The sequence below is a fragment of the Vibrio sp. 10N.261.52.C11 genome (genome assembly GCF_041471405.1).
Taxonomy (GTDB): Bacteria; Pseudomonadota; Gammaproteobacteria; order Enterobacterales; family Vibrionaceae; genus Vibrio; species Vibrio crassostreae_C.
This window is the reverse complement of the sequence record NZ_JBFROI010000042.1, coordinates 1-21,738: the sequence shown is the minus strand read 5'-3', so window position 1 is coordinate 21,738 and position 21,738 is coordinate 1. Positions and strand designations below refer to the sequence as shown.

The 21,738-nt window shown below is 39.1% G+C and carries 10 protein-coding genes and 1 pseudogene; 3 read left to right on the top strand and 8 right to left on the bottom strand.

Annotation, left to right across the window (positions count from 1 at the left end):
- Position 1: 1 nt before the first annotated feature.
- Together AB4323_RS16685 and AB4323_RS16680 are read right to left on the bottom strand one after the other, a co-directional pair.
- Positions 2-1,696: a hypothetical protein gene (locus AB4323_RS16685; protein WP_372152922.1), complete on the bottom strand. Its 1,695-nt coding sequence runs from the start codon at positions 1,694-1,696 to the stop codon at positions 2-4.
- An 851-nt stretch (positions 1,697-2,547) separates the two neighbouring features.
- Positions 2,548-11,355 carry a tandem large repeat gene (locus AB4323_RS16680; protein ID WP_372152920.1) on the bottom strand — a complete coding sequence of 2,936 codons (8,808 nt, stop codon included), beginning with the start codon at positions 11,353-11,355 and terminating at the stop codon, positions 2,548-2,550.
- Between the two features lie 258 nt (positions 11,356-11,613).
- Here AB4323_RS16680 and AB4323_RS16675 point away from each other — a divergent pair, with 258 nt between their 5' ends.
- Both AB4323_RS16675 and AB4323_RS16670 read left to right on the top strand, forming a co-directional pair.
- Positions 11,614-12,564 (top strand): peptidoglycan DD-metalloendopeptidase family protein, encoded by a 951-nt coding sequence (locus AB4323_RS16675; protein ID WP_372152919.1) that lies wholly within the window; start codon positions 11,614-11,616, stop codon positions 12,562-12,564.
- A 537-nt stretch (positions 12,565-13,101) separates the two neighbouring features.
- Positions 13,102-14,328 (top strand): tyrosine-type recombinase/integrase, encoded by a 1,227-nt coding sequence (locus AB4323_RS16670; protein WP_086714117.1) that lies wholly within the window; start codon positions 13,102-13,104, stop codon positions 14,326-14,328.
- 770 nt (positions 14,329-15,098) lie between these two features.
- Here the strand turns inward: AB4323_RS16670 and AB4323_RS16665 are convergent.
- Both AB4323_RS16665 and AB4323_RS16660 read right to left on the bottom strand, forming a co-directional pair.
- The gene (locus tag AB4323_RS16665; RefSeq protein WP_086714118.1) at positions 15,099-15,869 is read right to left on the bottom strand and encodes a TerC family protein; all 771 of its coding nucleotides are present in this window, start codon (positions 15,867-15,869) and stop codon (positions 15,099-15,101) included.
- A 280-nt stretch (positions 15,870-16,149) separates the two neighbouring features.
- Positions 16,150-16,658, bottom strand: a pseudogene (locus tag AB4323_RS16660) (transposase); the annotation flags it as partial.
- Between the two features lie 152 nt (positions 16,659-16,810).
- Between AB4323_RS16660 and AB4323_RS16655 the strand changes: the two are divergent.
- Entirely contained in the window at positions 16,811-17,737 is a 927-nt protein-coding gene (locus tag AB4323_RS16655; RefSeq protein ID WP_228761174.1) for a LysR family transcriptional regulator, read from the top strand.
- Between the two features lie 694 nt (positions 17,738-18,431).
- On the opposite strand, the gene AB4323_RS16650 is transcribed toward AB4323_RS16655, so the two are convergent.
- From AB4323_RS16650 to trpC, 4 genes are all read right to left on the bottom strand, one after another.
- A complete protein-coding gene (locus tag AB4323_RS16650; protein ID WP_229647823.1) occupies positions 18,432-18,758 on the bottom strand; it encodes a hypothetical protein in 327 nt (108 codons plus the stop codon).
- Positions 18,759-18,786: 28 nt separating this feature from the next.
- Positions 18,787-19,356, bottom strand: a complete 570-nt coding sequence (locus AB4323_RS16645; protein WP_229647824.1) for an AbiV family abortive infection protein — start codon at positions 19,354-19,356, stop codon at positions 18,787-18,789.
- Between the two features lie 61 nt (positions 19,357-19,417).
- Complete coding sequence (locus AB4323_RS16640) at positions 19,418-20,143, bottom strand: EAL domain-containing protein (protein ID WP_086714120.1); 726 nt, start codon at positions 20,141-20,143, stop codon at positions 19,418-19,420.
- A 704-nt stretch (positions 20,144-20,847) separates the two neighbouring features.
- A complete protein-coding gene (trpC, locus tag AB4323_RS16635) occupies positions 20,848-21,639 on the bottom strand; it encodes an indole-3-glycerol phosphate synthase TrpC (RefSeq protein ID WP_086714121.1) in 792 nt (263 codons plus the stop codon).
- Between the last annotated feature and the right edge of the window lie 99 nt (positions 21,640-21,738).

Here is a 21,738-nt window from a genome sequence, read left to right as displayed (position 1 = left end):
TTTAGCCTAATAAATCCGTAACTTTTACTTTTTCGCGCAACTTAAACGTTTCGGGAGTTTCATTCCCTCGTGATGCATGAGCTCCCCTTAAAATATCGACTTCTTTAACCTTTTCAGGCCAGCCACTAAATCGTAAATTGAGATAGCCATCTTCATCGACCTTGGCACAACGAAAATATGCTTTTTGCGACCAACTATGCTCTTCGTTTTGTAACATAAAATAGTCATCGGGCTGATCGGTGGAGCCCAGAACACGATAGCGCAATATGATCTCGCTTCCAGGAGGCGGTATATTGACTGCTGCGACATTGCAATCGTTCTGTTCATTGACAACCGCCTTCACTTTTTGACTTTCAGAGAGCTCAGGCAAAGCAAAAACGGTTTGTTGAGTAAATTCTTGATTACTGCTGTAGTCTGACGTTTCAGCTAGTGAAACTGCCATCGATTCATAATTGCTTTCCAATTCAGAAATAGCACCATCACTTAATGTTTGAGATGCGTAATACAGGTAAACGTCTTGGCACTCACCTTTGATTTTGTATGGTATCCAGATATGAGGTAACGGATAGCCCAGAACCTCATCACTCAGTGTAGAAGAGGCTTTCATAGGGCTAGGATGTGTCGGAACCATCAATTGCTCATGTTCAAAACCAACGAACTTGATCTCGACCTCCTCTGCGACCAAACTAAACACTCTTGCCTGCTCATTGATGTCTAGTTCGCCGCTAAACACTTCTACTCCATCTTGCAAAATGGTGAACCGTTCAAAAGCAACATTCTCTCCGGGGAACAACGAAGAGCCATCAATATTGACGTGTCTTGTCTCCGTTGTTTTTTTTCGGCTATTGCTCATGTCTACATCAGCAAAATATCCATCATTTGTTACCTGTAGTTCGCGCCAAACTTCCCCATTCCAAATAATGTAAACACGCCCCGACGTGTAGCCATCCCATGAAGAACCCGATTTGTATAGCGGAACTACCGGCACCAACACGTTATCCCACTCTTCCATCTGCGTTTCTTTATCAACGGGCTGCAGGTCTTCGGCGAGTTTAAGCAAAATTGGCTGAGGCTGATCGGAACAAGGGATTTTGATATATAGCGTTTTACGCTCTAATTCAAGATCTTTAAATGTAGCGAGGCTTCGGTGTTTATTTTCTCGATCTGACTTACCTACCGTCACTTTTTCTTTTTGAGTATCGGTAGTTCCTAACATCAGACAGCCAGCATTACTCGACCACTGACCAGCAAACTCAACGACGATTTTATGTTCAGGGGAAGGTTCAACCGGCGAGAAGTTGTAGTGGCGTGCCAAAGGTACATCATCGACAACTTGCTGGTAGTTAGCTTTATGAACGCGCTCTGCAGTACTATTGCTCACCCGATCGACATGTAACTTCAGTCGGGGGAAATTTGCTAGCTGCTTACTCGTTAGTGGACTACGTCTCACATTGGATGAAAGACAAACCCAGTTCGCTTTTACAAGTTCTACTCGAATAGCATTGAGCAGGCTGTGGACATTTTTTTTAGCCGACGCAGTAATCTGCTGAACCAGAGTGCTTGGTAACTGAGCCAAGATGTTTTTAGGGGTGCGCGCACGCGAAAATAGCCCGATACACTCATCCGGTGTTAAGACATATTGAAGGTCGTTCGTACTGAGAGACGAACTAGATATAAATTTGCAAACTAAGTGCATTTGGATTCTCCACAACCTACAGGTATATATAGTTGCGGTGATAACTAAGCTGATAAGGCTTAAAAAACGATTTGGTTAAATAAATTCTACGCGTAATGCTTATAAATTTCAATAGATTAGAAGGAGTATCGTCAAAAACCATAACACTAGCAATAAAGCTAATTAAACAGGATAAATAGTCATTTCGTCTGACCAACTAAAAAGGCAAATCAATTTGAACGGATGTCACATAACAATCATTTCATTGCGTACTTAAGTAAATACTAACTAGACCAAACACACATATCTGGTGGAACCATTTCATCGATTTAGAAGGTTATATTAAGCATTTTATCCTCTATAAAAGAGAAAAAAAAGTGGGAATAAATTCCCACATAAACTTAGCCAATATAAATAGGATTTATTTTGGAACACTAAATTGGCTTAAAAGGGTGGTACTAAAGTACCAAAATGCAGAACACCACATCAAATAACGATGTGATATAAACACTATATATATTATGCACTTAATATCAAGATGGCACTTTTATAGAGATAACACCAAAAACTACTATGCAAAATATCTATGCAATTGCCATTCTGATGGCATCACCAGTTATATTAGTTATCTGGCTTAAAATATGACTAAATAATGAAACAGGAAAAACAAAATAATTTTCATTTCAATGACTCAGCATCACTAAACTAATCAATATTAGTCACTGTTGTACAATATTTTCGTTAATCGAGTTGAGGATAATAGAAATAATCAAGTCAACTTCACGCTCAAATTCCAACAACCTTAGATACATTTGCAAAAAGGTCTGCCGAATAGGCAGACCATTGTCTAATCTTCCATATAACGATTAGCGTTACGCTGCTAGTTTTGTGCCCTTGTCGTAAATAAGCAGTTGTCGTAATAAACTTGGCACTACGACCACTGCAGCGTTCACATCCTTATTTAATGTAAATGTAGATTCAACCAAAGTGCCATCGGCTCCAAGTGCATTGGCACCATGTAGTGACACCGTCACAGACCCACCTTCGATTGGATCAAGAGTCAGTTCATATTGCCAAACTCCATTTTCACCAACCAGCACCTCAGCATCTGAAACTTTAACTCCCCCACTATCCGTGACACTTAGGCTCAACTTATCTCCTTCAGAAAAACGAACCGTAGTACCATCGAGAATCAATGTAGGTGTCTCTGATTCATTAACATCGTTACCGCTGTTGATCGCAGAGATGCTGATAGTTGGCGTAATAGGCAGCGAATGTGTGCTGTCTTGCACCCCCACGTTACCCGATAAGTCTTGGTAATCTTTCACCACCAAATCCACCGTCAAATCAGACGACGTCGCGACTAATACATCGACATTGCCCGTCCACACGCTGGCGTCCGCACTCTGCGTCAGCGAGATGACCGTACCACCTAACTCGGCACTGGCCGCTTGCAGCGCTTTATCGAACTTAAGACTGACCGATACGCTCTGACCTATCGCTTGGTGTTTTGGGTTAAACGTCACGCTCGTTAACGTCGGTACCGCTTGCGCGAGCGTAAAGCTTGCGCTTTCGCTTACTTGCACGCCTGCAGCGTTGGTGCCCGTCACAATAACGGTGTAGCTGCCGTTCGGTTGATCGCTGATGTCCACCGTACTGCTCCAAGCCCCACCGCTTGCTACGGTCGTAACGCCATTTTTCAATACCGTCTCATTGTCTTGCGCTTTCACTGCCAGGCGAAGCTCTTGACCATCAAAACGGGTCGAGGTGCCTGAGAAGGCCAAGTTCGCGGCATTGCTGCCGTCCACACTGCCCACCGGTGTGATGTCCAACGTTGGCGTGATAGGCAGCGAGTGTGTGCTGTCTTGCATGCCCACATTACCCACTAGGTCTTTGTATTGCTCTGTAATCAAAGCCACTGTTAATTCATTAGTATCAGGCACTCGAACGTTACCCTTCCAAACTTTCTTATCAGCCGTAGCAGTTAGTGAGTTGATTTGATTACCACCAAGCATGGCCGTTACTTCTTGTAATTCCTTATCAAATTCAAGGGCTACTTGTACATCTTTGCCTACTTGCTGATGCATTGGATCAAATGTCACGCTAGACAGGGTTGGTAACACACCCTCAATCCCCAAAACCAAACTATCCCCTGTACCGGGGATAGTATTTACGCTTTCGTAACTATTATCACCGACTCGTATGGTTATGTTTTTGTTCTGTTTTTCAGGCGTTATGTAATTGACCGACCAAGTTATATTGTCTGTTGTACTCCATGATGCTTGCTTCAACTCGCCTGTATCATTGCCATCACTTGCTAAAATCTCTACATCTGAAAATTCAAATTGATTAACCTCTTCAGTGAAGGTAAACAAAAGTGGAATTTCAACGCCACCAGCCAAAGGCATTGATGCTGCCGTTGATATTGTTAGCTCTGGAATACTTGCTGCTTCAACTTTTGTATTTAGTGACTTCTCGGTCTGGTGTTCAACTAAATCGTCTGCCGTTACATTTATTAGATAATCGCCAGGAAATAAAAGATAACGTATCAAGTAAGGGTCACCGTCTTTGGTCGGTTCTTCAATTGATTGTGGGTTTACCGGGGCATCGGTACCGTTTTCCGCAGTAGAACCAACACTGCTTAGATTTTTATCGAAGACGTATGCTCTTACATCCAAATAATATAGCCCTTCCTCTGGAATCATCGAATCCTGAGTACTGGTGATACTTGAAATGACCGGTGCTTGGTAATCAACAATGGATGCGATGCCTTCAGCATCGTAAGTCTTGTTGAGCACATTAAAGTCAATAATAACTCGCCCGATAGAATCGGTTACGGTTACTTTTTGCATATACTCAGCTTGAGCATCGATATCAAAAGTCATCGTATCTGAAGCTGTTGAAGAGGCTATTTTCCCAGAAAACTTAATCGTGTTACCTGAAACTGGAACCAAATCTATAGCATAGGAAGCAGCCTTTACATCCTCTCCCTCTTCAGAGGTAATGGTGAACGCTTGGCTATCATTAGTAAAAGCAAGCTTACCCCCTTGTAAACTCGTTATTCCATCAAAAGCCAAATCAATAGTTGGTATCCTAATGTCAATATCAATCGTCTTATTTTGAGTCCAACCTACATTGTCAGTTGCTTCGACATTGACTCGTATCGAATTCAACTCTTCTAACTCAGTTTTTGGAAGATCAAAATAAAGGTGTGAATTGTCGCCAATGTCATCTTTATCAAATACATATTTAGGATTAACTATTGTGTACTTAACCTTTGCTATACCGCTACCTTCATCCCACACAGAAAACTGAAATCTAACTAAGCTAGAATCATCCGGAGATTCATTGAGGGATACAGTGTCGTCAACATTTGGTAGGCTATTATCGACCATTACGCTGACTTCATCGCTTATAGACTCTCCCCATACATCAATAATTTGAATTTTAGGCTTGATAAATTGACCATCTAGTTTGTCATCTAATGGCGCGGTAAACGTCGAGCAAGAATAGTCATCCTCACACTTAGTGAAAGGGCCAAAGTTCTCTGGGTTGTCATTCAAATTATATGACGCACCATCTAGAGTTGCGACGACATTTTCAAGATCAGAATTTTGTCCAACCTTCACCTTGAATTTCATTTCAAGGGTCTCACCTCGAATAATAGTATCTTCAGCAGGGCTGGTAATAGCGATTTCTAAATCGCCTTGGGCTGGAAGCAATAATTCTAACGCATGATCCGAACCTAAGTTTCCGGCGACATCAGACAAGTTCTTAATCGTGTATAAGTGCTGTAACGCCCCCGGAGAGAGGATATCGGCATACAACTCTCTATACGTACATGTCGTTATACCCAATTTAGAGCTACAACTATTTGGTTCAAAAGACACATTTAATCGATTTCTTACCAATAACGGTTCGTTACCATCACTAATATCCACACCAGAAAGATTGTCTTTGAAGCTCAATGTTAAGCTCAGAACTTTCTTACCTTCGGCGTTCAAACCAACGTCATTGCCAGTAAATTGATATGTGTCTTGTTCAACCGTAGGGGCATCGATATCCATCATATTAAAGCTGAATTTATTGACTGTTTCAGTATCATTCGTTCCTACTGTTTTCGTTATCAAAACCACAGGTGAAACAGACATATTCACATCAGTTGTAATGCTACACTTATAATTTTCTTGAGGATTAGTTATAACACCTGAATAAGCATTGTTCGAACCATCTTCCGGCACACCGTCTGAGGTGTAATTCTCTCTAACCCAACATTCTAATGTTTTTGCTTTTACCTCACCCGCAGGGCCAAATTCAACATTAAGGGTACTTCCCGATATATGACTTTGGAAGTCAGTCGGTTTTACGATTGACAGAGCAACACCTTGACGTTGCACATTGATACTTTCTGACCGTTCGGAAACAGGCCTTTCTTGTTCAGAGCTATAGCGAACGTTATTATATACTTTGAATTCCAACTGATAGGCACCATCTTCCGTTAGATCTGCCTCTGTCAACCTAGCTTCCCAAAGGCCACCTTTCTGAAAAAATGAGATATTGTTGGTTTGTTCCCCATATTTATAAGTACCTTCAACTAGCGGGATCCCGCTCTCATCTTCAGCATCAATACTTATAATTACAGGTTCAACACGAGTAATTTGTATCTGGCCACCAGAAGAAACTGGCGTGCCATCTTCATATGTGAAAGTAACCGAGTTAATAGTGGGCTTTGAGTTTTGAACTTTAACCACATAATCTATGCTTGTCGTATTCCCTCTAATGTCGGAACCACCTAATCTGATAGTGCGAATCGCACTATCACCATCGTTTTCACCTCTTAAAGGAATCTTCATATCTTCACCAACTAAGGTGCTTGCATCAGAGGGGTTTTCTTTGAAAGTCCAATACTCTAATGTTTCATTGTTAACACCGTCTGATGATGGTGTTCCCCTATCATTTAAATCTTGGGCTGAAAGATTGAATACATAATCACCAAGATAGAAACTTTCCGGATCAAACGCATTTAACTTTAGTGATGGGCCTTCACGATCTAGCAGAACAGTTCTAATTTCTGTTTCAGATTCAAACCCATATTCGTCTAGGGCTTTGAGGTACAGGTTAGCCTTTCTGTCTTCGCCAATCACTATAGTGTCACTTTGCGTTTCTGTAATTTCGATATCAAAGGGCTGCGTTGGCTCTTTGGGGTCAATTGAACGTATTGCAGCGTTTTGACCTTGTTGCCAAAGTTCAACCTTAGATACATCAGAGTCGTCAGATACTGATGTAAGCTTTACAGTAAATGCGGTACCAAGAACATAGCTTTCACCTGAATTAGTGTCTAAAACCCAAGGGTCAGCTAATTCAATTACTGGTCCCTTGTTGTCGACCAAGAATTCAAATTCACCACTGTGTGTTCCCGATGGAAAAGAACTGTCTGTTGCTGTTACGTAGAAGAAGTTTTTCTCATTATATTTAAATGCCTCCGCAACTAGTCTCACCTCTACGTTAGGCTGCATGCCTAATAGATACGGCTCAGTACTCTCTTCAGGTTCTGTTTCGTAATGTTGCAAAGTGAAACGCCTGCCAGACTCTGACTTCATATCGACTTCAACCAAACTCCCTGGACTCAAGCTCCAAGTAATATCAGGTACCCAGCTAGTATTACCACCTAAGTGGTTAATAATTTTAGATCCGTTTACTACCGGACCTTTTGAATCAAGTAATACACTAAATTGAGGGGCATTGGTCGTCTGGCGGTTAACTATATTAGACAGATTGTCTTCAGCATTAACATACACCACCCAATTACCATCTTCTGGACTAATAATATTACCTTGACTGCTACATTTGTCTCCAGAGCATAGTTTTACCTTAAAATGATCCTCTGTATTACTTGAAAAATGTGAGTTAGCGTCATAATCATTAGTAACACCGGTTGCCGAGTTGTAGAAAGTGAGCCCTCGCTCGTCCAATTTGTCTCCTACAATATCGTCAATGTTGAAAGTGAGTTCTTGAACATAATTGGTGTTCAAATAGACATTTTCGTCAATCGGATCACCATTACCATCGCTCGGGGGAATATAAGTCGCTAAAGGATAATCATTATCCACATACAAAGTTTCCGTATGTGGTTCCTCTCCATTGTAACCATAGCTATTTCCATGCTCATCCATTGCACTGGTCACAAGTGCAAACTCGACAATCCCTTTGAGATTTGAAGACTCGGTATTAAGGGTAAATAAATACTCTTTTTTATAATTATCACCACCTGACTCTCGAATATTCAGATCAATTGGGATTTCCGTATTCGGTTCAGTTTTCTTATACCACACTGTAACAAATAATGGCTGACTGCCTTCTTCCACGACAATGCCTGACGGATCTTCCAAAATAATCCGTGAATCTAAAACACCAGCAACGTACCGTTTATTTCCAACCCATGTTTCTCGGCCATTTTCGATACTTAGCGAAGGTTGAGGCGGTGATTTATCAATACTTTCGCCATCACCGTCTATAATCTGTTCGCCATCGAGGCTTGGGTTCGCCCTTGATATCTGATCGGCGTATCGCTGAGCTAGGTTAGCTGCTACACCATACTTTTCAGTCATAATGTTATAGTATGATTGCGCTAAGTCATTACGGTAAGACTTTGAGCTAAATTCATATGAATCTAGAACTATTTTTTCACCCCCACTACCAATACCGTTAGCTTGGCCATCGTACTGCAAGTCATCATAGATAGCGGAAGCAAAATCAACAGAGTTACTTAGTAGCATGTTGTTTATTTGGGTAATGTCATAAATCGCTTCTACTAAAAACCGATGAATATAATTATTAGGCAGTTTTTCCGGAATAGCACCTTTCAATATTTCATTCGTTGCATACGAAACGATCGTTGGGTCGAAACCAAAGAATGAATCGCTTCCACCAGCGAGAGCATATTGTACGTCGTCTAAAATTCGTGCGGCATTCTCTGGAGTCTTGTTTCCAGCTTCAACTTGATTCCATTGAGAGTCAAACAGTCCGGTTTGGTATGTTGCTAGCTCGGTAATATAAAAAGTCTTAGAACCATTAAGTTTAAAGTAGGCACCTATATTCGCGCTATTTAGGTTCACTTGTTCTGATTGTGTACCTGGATCACTCTCCCACTTGTAGTAATACGGTTGCGTATTACCATCAATACCGATTAACCGCACTCGCATAAAGTCGTAGTTAACTACATCAGTTGTTGTTTCACATCCAGCAACATCGAGTGCTTTATTTGTTCCATCACTTTCTAAGTGCTGAATCGTGGTACATCTTCCTAGCGAGGTAAACTCTCCCTTCGAGTTTAATCCCTCCAATTGCACACTAGCCCCGATAAATGGAGTAACGATCGTCATTGTCGGCAAGTCGAAGCTACTACGAAAATAAACTTCTTGCTCAGCACTTTCATTTTCAGACTCGTCAATAGTTTGAATCACTAGTTTTTGACTGCTGTTCTCGGACGTCGAAGCGAAGTTGTCACCAAGTATTTCTTTTACAAAAGGAACATAATAGATAACCTCATTTACGTGTCCTTCAGTATCAGAGATAGTTTCGTGGGGTATGTTAGCGGCAGAGGCTACGGTATCGGTTACCTTCTGAAGCACGTAGTTATTATCATTGTTTGCGCTTACTAAATACTTAACAACTAGCTTAAGTTTGTCGGCACTAGATCCTAACCCCATATCCCCGTTGCCATCTGAGACTCTGACACGAACATATGGAATTTTGTTATCTTTGAGGTCGTTGACATTAAAGTCACTAAAATCGACATCGGGAATTGAGTTTAAAATCCCCTTGCTCGCGTAAATGTAATCAATCTTCAAATAATCACGAGTGGATTGAACCGTTTCTGATGTGTAGGTGTCTTGCGTATAAACATCTTCTTTAGTTACGCGTTCCCCATCAACACTAACGTTGACATAATTCATTGGAGCATTCTCTGGGTAGCTAATCACTTGCGCCGGCGCTTGATCATCACGAACGACTTCGTGAACTTCCTTACCAATATTCCCGTTGCTATCGGTGGCTTTAATTTCAAATGTTGTTATCGATACGAATTCATCGGTTGAATATCCCTTACTGAATTCACAGGCACTGCCTGACTCTAAAGTTATATGACCACAAGAAACGCTATCATCTAAACCGCCTTTAAATGAAACCGTTACCGAATCAATCTCTTGCGAGTCTTCTTTTACAGTGCCTTTAAGCACATACTCTTTTGCACTGTTGTTTATAGAACTAGCCGAGGTTACTTCAATTACCGGCGCATTGTTGTCCCATTCAAAGTTTACATAATGGCCAACATCTCGCCCTTGAACTAATTCGTTACCTAAGACGTCAGTCGTATAAAAAACCAAACGTGCCGCAGTTACATTTGAGAGTCCCGTATCCGAATCAACTTCTACCGCGTCAATGGCTTTTGTGTCTACACTTACTTTAATACTTGTTTCTCTAAGACCAGATTCAAAGCCGTCGAATTCCAAGAAACAAAACTCACTACCCGCAGTTTGTTCATCGTCACACTGACTCTCGAGAGACCAGACACCGTCCAGTTGGTATTCAAGGTACGCTGAGACACCTTGAACACCAATTTCATCATTGAGCTTAATATCCACTTTATCGAGGCTTACCAATACATCACTGTCTGTTCTAGACACTGTAGGCGCTTCGGTATCAATTTCGGTTTCGTCGCGAGGTGGGATCACACCGCCAGTACCGCTATTGGTGCCTTGGTCATTAATCTTACGGCTAAACTCAACATAGTCGTCTGCGTCTGTTCCTGAAATATTTAAGTTAGGATCATTGACGACAATTAGAACATGCTGTGCCAAATCGTGAGTGTAAATATCACTAGAGACTTTTTGTTGACCGAAGGTTAAAGGGGTTACCCCTCCCGACACAGTACTTATTTCCAGCCCATCAAGAAGACCATCGGCAATGACATCTCGATATTGGATATCAGCCAAATGCATCGATGTGTAAATATTACTCTGAGTATCACCGTATTTTTGAATTAGGTCGTACGAATAAGAAGAATAAGCGGTTAACAAAGCACCATATTGGTGACCGGATGTAGCAAAACTACTTTGACCACCTTTAGTAATGTCTATCGGAGTAGTTTCATTGACATCGAAACCATACATATCGTTAATGCTATTTAGTGATTCCGATATAGCAGTAGAGTCTGACACTCCCCTGCCTACTTTGTATTGAGTTAAGCCTGAAACGATGTTCGTCAAAGGGGTCAGCATTAAGTTTTGATCACGCCCTTCTTTGTAATTGAGCATGGCTTCTAAACGCAGTGTTTTGCCGTTACTGACAGACACTGTATTTTTCGTTAAGGGATCGGTATAACTGCCTTCTTTAGCTACGATGAAAAGTGGCATCGATGAAGATTCAAATTCAACCTTGTAGTCACCAAAAGCATCGGAAGTCGTACTTGCTAACTTCCTACCTAGGTTTCCATCCTTGTATTCAAACACCTCAATTTTCGCACCGCTCACAGGAGCGTCAAAAACGTTACCTGAGATGCTTCCGGTATTCCTTGCTGGCGGGGTGTTATCACCTCCGCCTTCCCCACCGCCACATGCGCTTAAGATAAGCGACGTAACAATAAGACCTAATGTTGATTTCAACGTATTTTTAGTGAACATAGTTTTCTGGCAGAGTATATTTTTCCGCGATTATATTATCGTCTAAGATTTTCTCAACATGACATAATAACTACTTATAAAGTACAGTTTAGCTAAATCAAAAGGTGAAATGTTTGTTTTTTATCTCTCTAAAAACACACCCTATACCTTTAGCTAGTCATTACGAAGGAATGAACTAAAATAACATGCAAAAAAAACAAATAAATATTATGATCTAATTCTTATTTTTATCCATTAACCGAATTTTATTGATAATTTATGTATTTGAAAATAAATAGCCATTTAAGTCGCCGTACCCTTTCCTTTGGCCTTTTGATGGTTTTTTTGATCGTTTCAACAGCCATATCGCTAAGCTACAATCATTCAAATACTGATAAAAAACAGGCACCTAAAATAGCCAAGTCCAAAAGCATTCATATTCCAACCCCAGCTCCGACATCTGAAATGGTTTCAGGGGTTGTGAAATACTCTTTTGTCAGTTCTATACTATCCTCTGGTTTGACGAACAATGAATTAAAATCACTATTGAGTCTATTAGGTGATAATTTTGACATTATTAAATCAGTTAACAACGGTGATAAGTTTTCAATAAAAACCCAACATGATGGTACAAAAACAGAATATGTCAGTGCTTTTTACTATTTGGGTAGTGATATAGAATTTTTTGCTATGAGAGGGGCGGATGATAATATCTATAACGAAAATGGATATAAAATAAACAATGACTATGTATTCCCTCTTGCTAAGCATTATCGAGTGAGTTCATCATTCGATTTAAACAGGAAACACCCTATAACGAATCGAATTGCACCTCATTTTGGAACGGATTACGCGACACCAATAGGTACAAAGGTTCATTCATTGTCAGATGGCATCGTTTTGAAGTCCCGGTATAACCGTTTTGCTGGTAACTATCTAACCATAAAACACGCTGATGGAAACTACGCTCGCTACCTACACCTTTCAGAAAAACACGTTTCGGCCGGAGAGTTCATCACTAAAGGTCAAATCATTGGACTCACTGGAAATTCAGGTCGAACTACTGGTCCTCACTTACATATAGAACTATCGGTTGCGGGAGTGCCTGTGGATTTCGAACAATATATCAATACAGACAGAAGTTATAACAACCAATTCATTTATATCGCTCAAGCAGAACGTAAACAGTTGATGAAAAATCTCGTTCAATCAAATCAACCACAGACATAACCCCATAGGATTATGTCTCCAGTCGGATCTTCGAGATAAAACACTCAATGCAATAGTATTTTATCTTTCAACAATTGGCGACACACAAAAACTTACTTTTCGCCGAATCCATTTCAAATCATCAACTGTTAAATCAAATGCCTGCTAGATGGATTACAGCATTTGAAATCTCTACGTATGCGCCCCTTACAATCGCTCACTGCAATAATATTGCCTGTAAGGACTTTCACTCTGATTAATCTAGGGCAACATAGCGCTTTACACGCCCTAACGAACCCTTACAATGTGCAGCAAATATATTTATCAAGGTTTATCTCTATGTCTATTCAATGGTTTCCGGGTCAACTGAATTAAAATTCCAAGAACAACCAATAAATACCAAAATCAACACAAAATCAATCATTTAAATAGAGAAACCATCCCAGGACATTCCAGTAAATCCCACTCCAATTCAACATTTTGGTACCCCACCCGGTACCCCACCAGACTAGTTTGCTATACAATGGTCTCTATTTTCTCATCTATGTGATTATGATTATGGCTAAACGGATTACAGATACATCAATAAAAGCGCTCGTTATCAAAGACAAGGAATATACCTACACTGTTGAAGAGGGCTTACAGCTCCGTATTCGACCTAAACGCTCTAGTGCAGGAACTGGAACGAAAGCCTGGCAGTTTAAATATCGTCACCCTGTAACGCGAAAAGTAACCAAAATTTCGATGGGAACCTATCCTTCTTTACGACTGGCAGCCGCCAAATTAGAAGCAGCAGAGTATCGGAAACAAATTGCGGAAGGTTTAGACCCTAAGCGCCTTAAAGAAGATAAGAGAATTGAAGAGCTGCGTAAGCACAACGATAACTTTCTTGCTGTTGCAACGATGTGGTTTGAAAGAAAACGTAAATCTGTTAGCCCCTTTCATGCAGAACGAACCTGGAGAACATTGGAGAAATACGTATTCGACCATTTAGGCGCACTTCCCATAAGTGAGATCAGTCGACGTTATGCTATTGAAACACTGAGACCATTGGAAACCGACGGTAAACTATCAACTATTAAAAGAATTTGCCAAAGTCTAAATCAAATAATGGAATACGCTGTCGCAAGCGACGTCATAGCAGCTAATCCCCTAACAAAAATGATCCATTCGTTTGAGAAACACCAAGTTGAAAACATGCCCACTATACGCCCAGAGCTTTTAGGCGAATTTCTGTCTCGCTTGTCACAGAACGAAAACATCCAAGATAAAACCAAACTACTTCTACTGTGGCAGTTACATACCATCGCTCGCCCAAAAGAGGCGGCCAGAGCGCGCTGGAAGGATATTGATCTTAAAAATAATTGCTGGACTATACCTGCTGAAGAAATGAAGCGTAGGCGTGAACACAAAGTACCTCTAACCGAACAAGCAATAGATATTCTTAAATACATTAGAATTCAAAGTGAAAATAAGGAGTTCATCTTCCCGGGAGAACGAGACCCAAACAGTCATATAAGTATCTATACGGCCAATGCAGCTTTGAAGCGTAGTTTAGGGTTCAAAGATGAACTTGTAGCACATGGATTGAGGTCCATAGCTTCTACCGCGTTACATGAACAAGGGTACGATACGCTTCATATTGAGGCTTGCCTATCACACATGGACAAAAATACGACAAGAGCAAGTTATAACAGATCTGACTTTTTCGAAAAAAGGAAAGTGCTCATGCGCTGGTGGAGTGAGTATATAACGCAAGCGCATAGCAGCGATAGAATAACGTAAATGAGGTGGTTGAAATTTAATAACTCTAGTTAACTTTCGGGAGCACTCTCTATTTTAAAGAGGCCAAAACATAGAGAATAGCTGGAGTGACCCAACAACGTCTGCAGGTAAATTAAGCAACTATATAAGCGAGCTTAGGATGGTTCTGCCATATGGCAACTACTAATCTATGCCCGCAAACACATTTAATGTACGTAAAGAAAATGGGAAACAACTTCCTCTGAAAAACCAAAACTGTTTGAACGCTAGTCCAAAGGACAATAACTTAAGCAAACGAAACTAACGTGGGAAAATAATTCCGCACACCATTTTATTATGCCTTAAGGCTTGAGCGCAATGTTCAATATGCGTCCACACGTCAAATAGCATAGCATTAACAGGACAGAAACTCATGGTAGTACTTCTTGTTTCTTTGGCGAGAAGAGCATACCATTTTCAGCAGTTGGCTGCCTCTTCTACACCTTTTCATGAATGTCGCACTTATTATCTAAATCGGGTATAGAAGCTAGAAGACCAAGTGGATACCAAGAACACCGAACACAAATTATGGTAAAAAGAGACTTTGATTACTACCTATAAGTTACTGCACCGACAACTGCCATATTAAATAAATAATGGGTTGTCTCCAGTAAACAAAGAAAAACCGGCCTAAATTAGAACCTAAGTCTATTGAACACCCCACCAAAAATAAGTTCAATCAGTTAAGTGGAATGAGTCGTAGTCAATTCCACTTCTACTTGATAACCTCGTCAATGCAGAAAATTATATTATTATAACGTCATCTGATTCGCTTTAGACTTAAGTACTTTAATGCGATGGATAATTAACGTTCTCTTTTGTTTGTTTTTTATTTGTATATGACATAATTCAAGCGCAAGACCAAACACCATAGCAAAGTATACATAACCTTTATTAATATGAATTGCTAACCCTTCGGCCATCAACAATCCGCCTAAGAGAACCAAAAACAATAAAGCCAGTGTCTTAAACCCGGGATAACGCACAACCAAATTGTTTATTTTTTCCGCGGTCAAAATCATAAAAACAGCGGAAGTCAAAATAGCAGCTACCATAACAGGTATTTCAGACGTTAAACCAACAGCGGTTATAACTGAATCCATTGAAAAAACGGCATCTACCGCTACGATCTGAAGGAGTACTACAGCCAGTCCAGCCTTGGCACGAGTTGAGTAAGACGATGGTGTATGCTTCAACCATGACCAAAGTTCTTTACCACTTTTAACCAACAAGAATCCACCGCCCATAATCATAATTATATCTCGTCCGGTGAACGTTAAATCGGCTAAACTCAACAAAGGGTGAGTAAGAGACATCACCCAAGAAATAGAAAAGACCAAACCTATTCTGGTTAAAACGGCTAAACCGATCCCCAAATTACGTGCGGTTTTACGCTGCTCTACGGGAAGTCGCTCACACAGAACAGAAATGAAGACAACATTATCGACACCCAAAACGATTTCAAGAATCAGTAAGGTTGTAAATACTACCCAGATTTCGGGTTGTAGAAAGAGTTCTAACATTGTCTTGCCCTCTCAATAAAAGAAGACGATTGAATACAACGGCACCTAAAGGAGTCGTCCATAGAAATAAATTACCTCTTTGTTAACGGTTAAAAATTAATTTCTAATATCTTTTCGTTACGAATAATAGAAACAACCAGTAATAACTCAGCTAAATAATAGCTTATTCACGCACCTCGATTAAGACAATAAAAATCACAACACTTAGTCCAATGAAGACCCAATAGATCGACCTAATGATTTAAATCAACAACTTTGCCACAGAGCTACATAGGGGTCATAGAACCAATACGGCTCTCTTAATCTTAATCGCAGCGTGACAAGCTGTCGTGTAGTAAGTGCCATCACCAGACACCTCAAGGATGCTTCGGTGTGTTTGTTTAAGTAAGTTCGGGAGTGCTTCTCCATCTGTAACCGTCGATAAACTTAGCTTAGCTGCAATAATTTCATGAGTGTTTGTCTAGACTACAATATGAAGCTTTCGCTAAACTCTACGCTTGCCATCCATCCCGTGTTTTTGACTTTCCATTCGTCTTCGCCATAAACCTTAAGGCCAGTTGCATCAATGGTTAGGTGTTGGTATCGCTCCTCTCGTTTTAGTCTTAAATGAGACCTCAACTTGCTTTGTTCGATAAATCCTTGCAGAGATCTCAGTGGCATAGAAAACACTCGTTTCACTAAAAGCGTTGTCGTGATGGCCAAATCACTGTACCGACGTGATCTCCAGCGCTTATTCGGTTTACTTCGCGCCCACCTGATTATCACCTCTTCATCACTCCAAAAAGTCAGAATCGAATGAAGCTATTTATATTGTTGTTATTTGTGTAAGAAAGATAACTGATTTTCATCCTAAACCGACATGAGTAAATTAAATAATTCACAGACACCAATTAAGTCCGTATAATTATAAATACAAAGTCAACATGGGAATTAATGGTATAATGAAAAGCCATATTATTGAAATTCGCCACTTTATTACAGTAGCTCAACTAGGTAGTTTTACGCTTGCGGCCCAAGCTCTCGGTATGACAGGCTCAGCCTTAAGTAAAAGCGTTCTTCGACTAGAGAAGCAACTGGGTACAAAACTACTGCATAGAACGACTCGACGCATCGCATTAACCAATGATGGAGATTCTTATTTTGCAGATTGCCTTAAGGCAATGACGATTTTAGAGGAAGCTGAAAAGCGATTAAACAACCAACAATTACTGCCTTCTGGACGTGTTCGTCTCGACTTACCAGCTGTTCTCGGTAGAAGAGCAATTTTGCCCAAGTTGCTAGAATTAACGTCCAAGTTCGAGCAATTAGATTTATCAATCACCTTTAATGACCGTCCTACTGATTTAGTCAGCGACGGGATTGATCTTGCGATTCGAGTTGGCCACTTAGAAAACTCAGGCGATATTGTTGCGCGTAAAATTGGGGAGCAAAAAAGGGTGATATGCGCTTCACCCTCTTATTTAGCTACTCGAGAGCGTATTACCAAAAAAGAGGATCTCGCCCAACACGATTGCATCGTCGGTTGGCCTATAGGACAAAGGCATAGTTGGTTATTAAAGAATAAAAAAGGTATGAATGAATCGTTTCATATTGATGCCCGCCATGAAATAGCCGATTGCGAAGGTATCTTACAGTCAGCTTTATCTGGCACGGGTTTAGCGCAATTACCTGTCTGGCTAGTTCAAGAGCATATTGAGAAAGGACATTTATCCCCGGTATTGGAAAATATCTCAGGTGAAAGTTCACCAATAAGTGTAATTTGGCTTAAGACACCTTATATTTTACCAAAAATTAGAGTCATCATAGATGAACTCGTGGCTTTAGCGAGCTCTCACCCAAATATTTTCAATGCTTCATTAGACGAATAAACCACTCATTTTTAGTAAGAATAGTTGTACAACGTTATATATTTCTCTATCAAGCCCACTTACTGGTAACCCAAATAAAGTGGGCTCCCAATAGTATCCATAACTATTATCTCTTAAAATCTTATTAGCTGTCGTTTGATAGAGAAGCTGCGATCATTTTTTAATATTAAACAGGATTTTTCAATACAGTAATTTAGAGCCCCACATTCAGGCCTCAATTTTTACGTGTGACAATTTAATAAATGGTTTTCTGTGCTGATAAGAGCTTGGTGGTATAGTCATGCTCTTGATAAATAAAGTTCACTTCATTCGAGCATTGCTATTTATTAATATAACGATAGCTATACTTTTATGCCTCCCTCTATCTTGACATAGAAGTCTGAACTCGCGCCCAATCTATTTTCTCTTCTCCAATTGGAACTGGGAAAGATCAAAGCCGTCAATTAAGCTTAAGAAGTAACAGTATTAAATGGTATTTCCTTTATTCTTGAACATCAATCACCGACATTATGGCAGGAGCCTTATTAATATCAACACTTGGACCTGCATTGGCAGTTACAATCATAGTCTCGCCTAAATATTATTTAGCTAAAGAGATTAGTGGAATGAGTAATAATAATCCCATATACTTGAGTAAGTAAGGCTTTAGCTTTATTTTCATATTTTTATCGTGATTAATTTATATTTTCAATCATTAATTATTCAGATTTTCGTGTAGTTCTCTAATCTCAGAAAACAAAGAGACTGTAGTTTCCATACTATCTTGGTTAGTCACTACTGATATTATATCGTTACAAAAATTGTATTTTGACATGATCACGCCGCCCCGATGTGTCGAAAGGTCGTTTTCGATCTTACTATTTGTATCAATTAGCCCCCAATCAGCATTTCGATGACGTTGAAAAATTACCCACAAGTTTGCCCCTATATTTCTATCTAACAAACCATTTATACCATTTGATATAATAACAGTCCCTAAATCAAAATTGGTGGCATTACAAAAATATTGTCCACTTCCCAAAATTAACCCCATAAAATAAAATGTCAAATTATCCGTTATCTCTAGCGCTTTTTAACCATAATTCAACCTCTTTATACAAACTATCAATTGAGTCACAAATAACTGATGACTCGGATGTAACCCCCCAAAACTCGTTACTAAACACACTAATTACTGTAATAAAATACTCAGCAGTAAATATAATATCAAATTTATCCAAAGGTGAATTTAACCCATCCTTATCTCTATTAAGAGTTAATATTTCCTTATCAAAATTTACCCCTAATGCGTATCTATGAAAAATGTCTTTCACACGATCATCACTAATAATTAATGCTAATCTTTTAGCCACACTAGAGTTAAGACCGAGCAAAGTATCATGTTTTTTGGTGCTCTTAACTAAGTTTATACGTTGCTCTTCTACACTTGAACCTCCGTATATTTCAATTTGCCATTTTTTAATCTTCGATATCTCGTCAAATACTGAACTTAGAATAATAGAACTAGATACATACTTCTTCGAAAGAAAAAGTACGTAAGCTGACTCTATCAGTTCACCAACGTAAAAGATTGCCAAATTATACTCTTTACGACTTAAATGCTTCATAACACTAGCCATTATTTCCTAATAATAAACGTTCCAAAAAGATCCCACTAATTAAAAATTTCATATAAAAAAGTCAAACATTTCTTAATGAAAGATTAAAATTATTTATTTCATTAATAGGCATTGGCTTCCCAAAGACAAAACCTTGGAAATTAACCACACCCAAATCTAATAAAAATTTTAGGACTTTTTCATCTTCGATCCCTTCAGCAACTGTTTCAATATTTAACTCTTTATGCGTAAACTCGACAAGCCACTTTAAAACTTTTCTTTTTTTTTCACATTTTAAAATATCATTGGTTAAAAATCTATCCAACTTAATTACATTAATATTCTCAATATTAATTATTCTTTCTAAGGATGTATAATCTCTTCCAAAATCATCAAGAGCTAACCTTATAAAGGGAAATTCTGAGGTCAGGAAATTCATAACTTTATTTACTTTAGAAAAATCGTTTACTCTTGAGCTCTCTAATAATTCAAGATCCAAACTAGCACAATTAAAACCATCAAAAATTTTGTTTTCTGAAATTTTAAAAAATTCAAAAAAGGAAGGGTGTACATTTACACTGATGTTTTTATTTGAGAAACAACTCTCTTTTTTTAGGCTATCTCTTAACAACCTAATAATGAATATATCAAACTCATAGTTATCTTTACACTTTTCAAGTATATCAAGGGGAACATTATAAACCCCATTTTTTTTACAGCGTAACAAAGCCTCATAGCCGTATATGGAGAAAGTACCGTCCTTCTTAGCAGCTACCTTAGGTTGATAAAAAAAGACCAAGTCATTCATTATGATGAATGCACCTCTAAAAAAATTATCATAGTTGTACTTACAATAACCTATTAACTTCTTTGATAGAACTTAAAGAAATACAATTCTCTTAGTCCTAACAAGACCTAATTAGAGTTCAAAACTTGATACATAAAAAATGAACGTTTGAAATATTAACTTGCAAAGCCATAAACAACCATTTTGACAACATCGAAAACACTCCACCAAGTAATAAGGTTCCTATTCTAACCAGAGAAGTGGCACAAAGCGTTAACAGCAAGGCTGGTTTATAGATAACGGTAAGTCGCTGATCTAGTCAAGCTGAAGAGAAATAGCAGCTACATTATCAAAGTTTTTCGGTGGCTTGCTGAACAAGATTATCGTCCATTGTGAGCCTAGCAATCGAGACTGCACTAAAAGCAATCCAAACATGATAACCAACGATAGTGAGATAAATTATGAATCGTAAAGTAATTAATTAGGTAAGCTTAGAAAATAAAGTTTCGATCAAAAGAATGCCACTCTCCTTTGATCGGGCCATGCCTCCCACATCTGCACTTATGGTGGTTATTTCCTCTAAAAGTAAGAACCACCGGCATAGACGGTGGTTTTAAAAGCCAACAAAAAACTGATGCTATCGTTATACGTTTGTTTAAAATAATCTTTAGAAATCATACTTTGTACAAATAATAATCGACTTCTCATAGAGCAACAATAATTCTTTAGATACCTTCAATTAACTCTTTAACTGCATGTGCTACGTCATCTTTCCGCATTAAGCTCTCCCCCACTAGAAAACTATTAAAACCTGATTTTCTTAGTCTCAGGCAATCGTCATTAGTAAAAATACCACTTTCACTAACTAACAATTTATTTTTGGGCGTCATTTTTGACAAATGCTCACTAACGTTGAGGTTCACCTCAAAAGTTCTGAGGTTACGGTTGTTTATCCCTAACAGAGGAGACTCTAACAATAATGCTCGCTCCATTTCTTCTTGATTGTGAACTTCAATTAGTACGTCCATCCCAAGTTCAATAGCCAAACCTTCGAAATCTTTAACTTGCGAGTCACTCAAAACGGACATTATTAACAATATACAATCGCTTCCCCAAGCTCTAGATTCATATATCTGATAATAATCAAATATAAAATCTTTTCGCAACACAGGTAACTTGCAGGCTTGGCGCGCATGAGCCAAATAATCTAAAGAGCCTTGAAAACTTGGCGTGTCCGTCAGAACTGATAAGCAAGCAGCACCACCTACTTCGTAACCATCTGCTAATGTTGCCGGATTAAAATCTGACCGAATCAACCCTTTAGACGGACTGGCTTTTTTTATTTCTGCAATTAGACCAAACTTTCCTTGTTGTTCTTTGTTCATTAATGCTTTGACGAACCCACGCGTTGGTGGCTGGTCAAGAGCTATTTCCCTAACCTCTTTTTCTGGACGCGTTAATTTCGCGACCTTAATTTCTTCAAGCTTATAATTTTCTATCTTTTTAAGTATATCCATAATAACGTTTCCTTAATATAATCCATAGTAGTTTCCATATAAAAACCATTTTAACATAAAATCAAATCATCATTAGTTGTCATATGTACCGTAAGATGC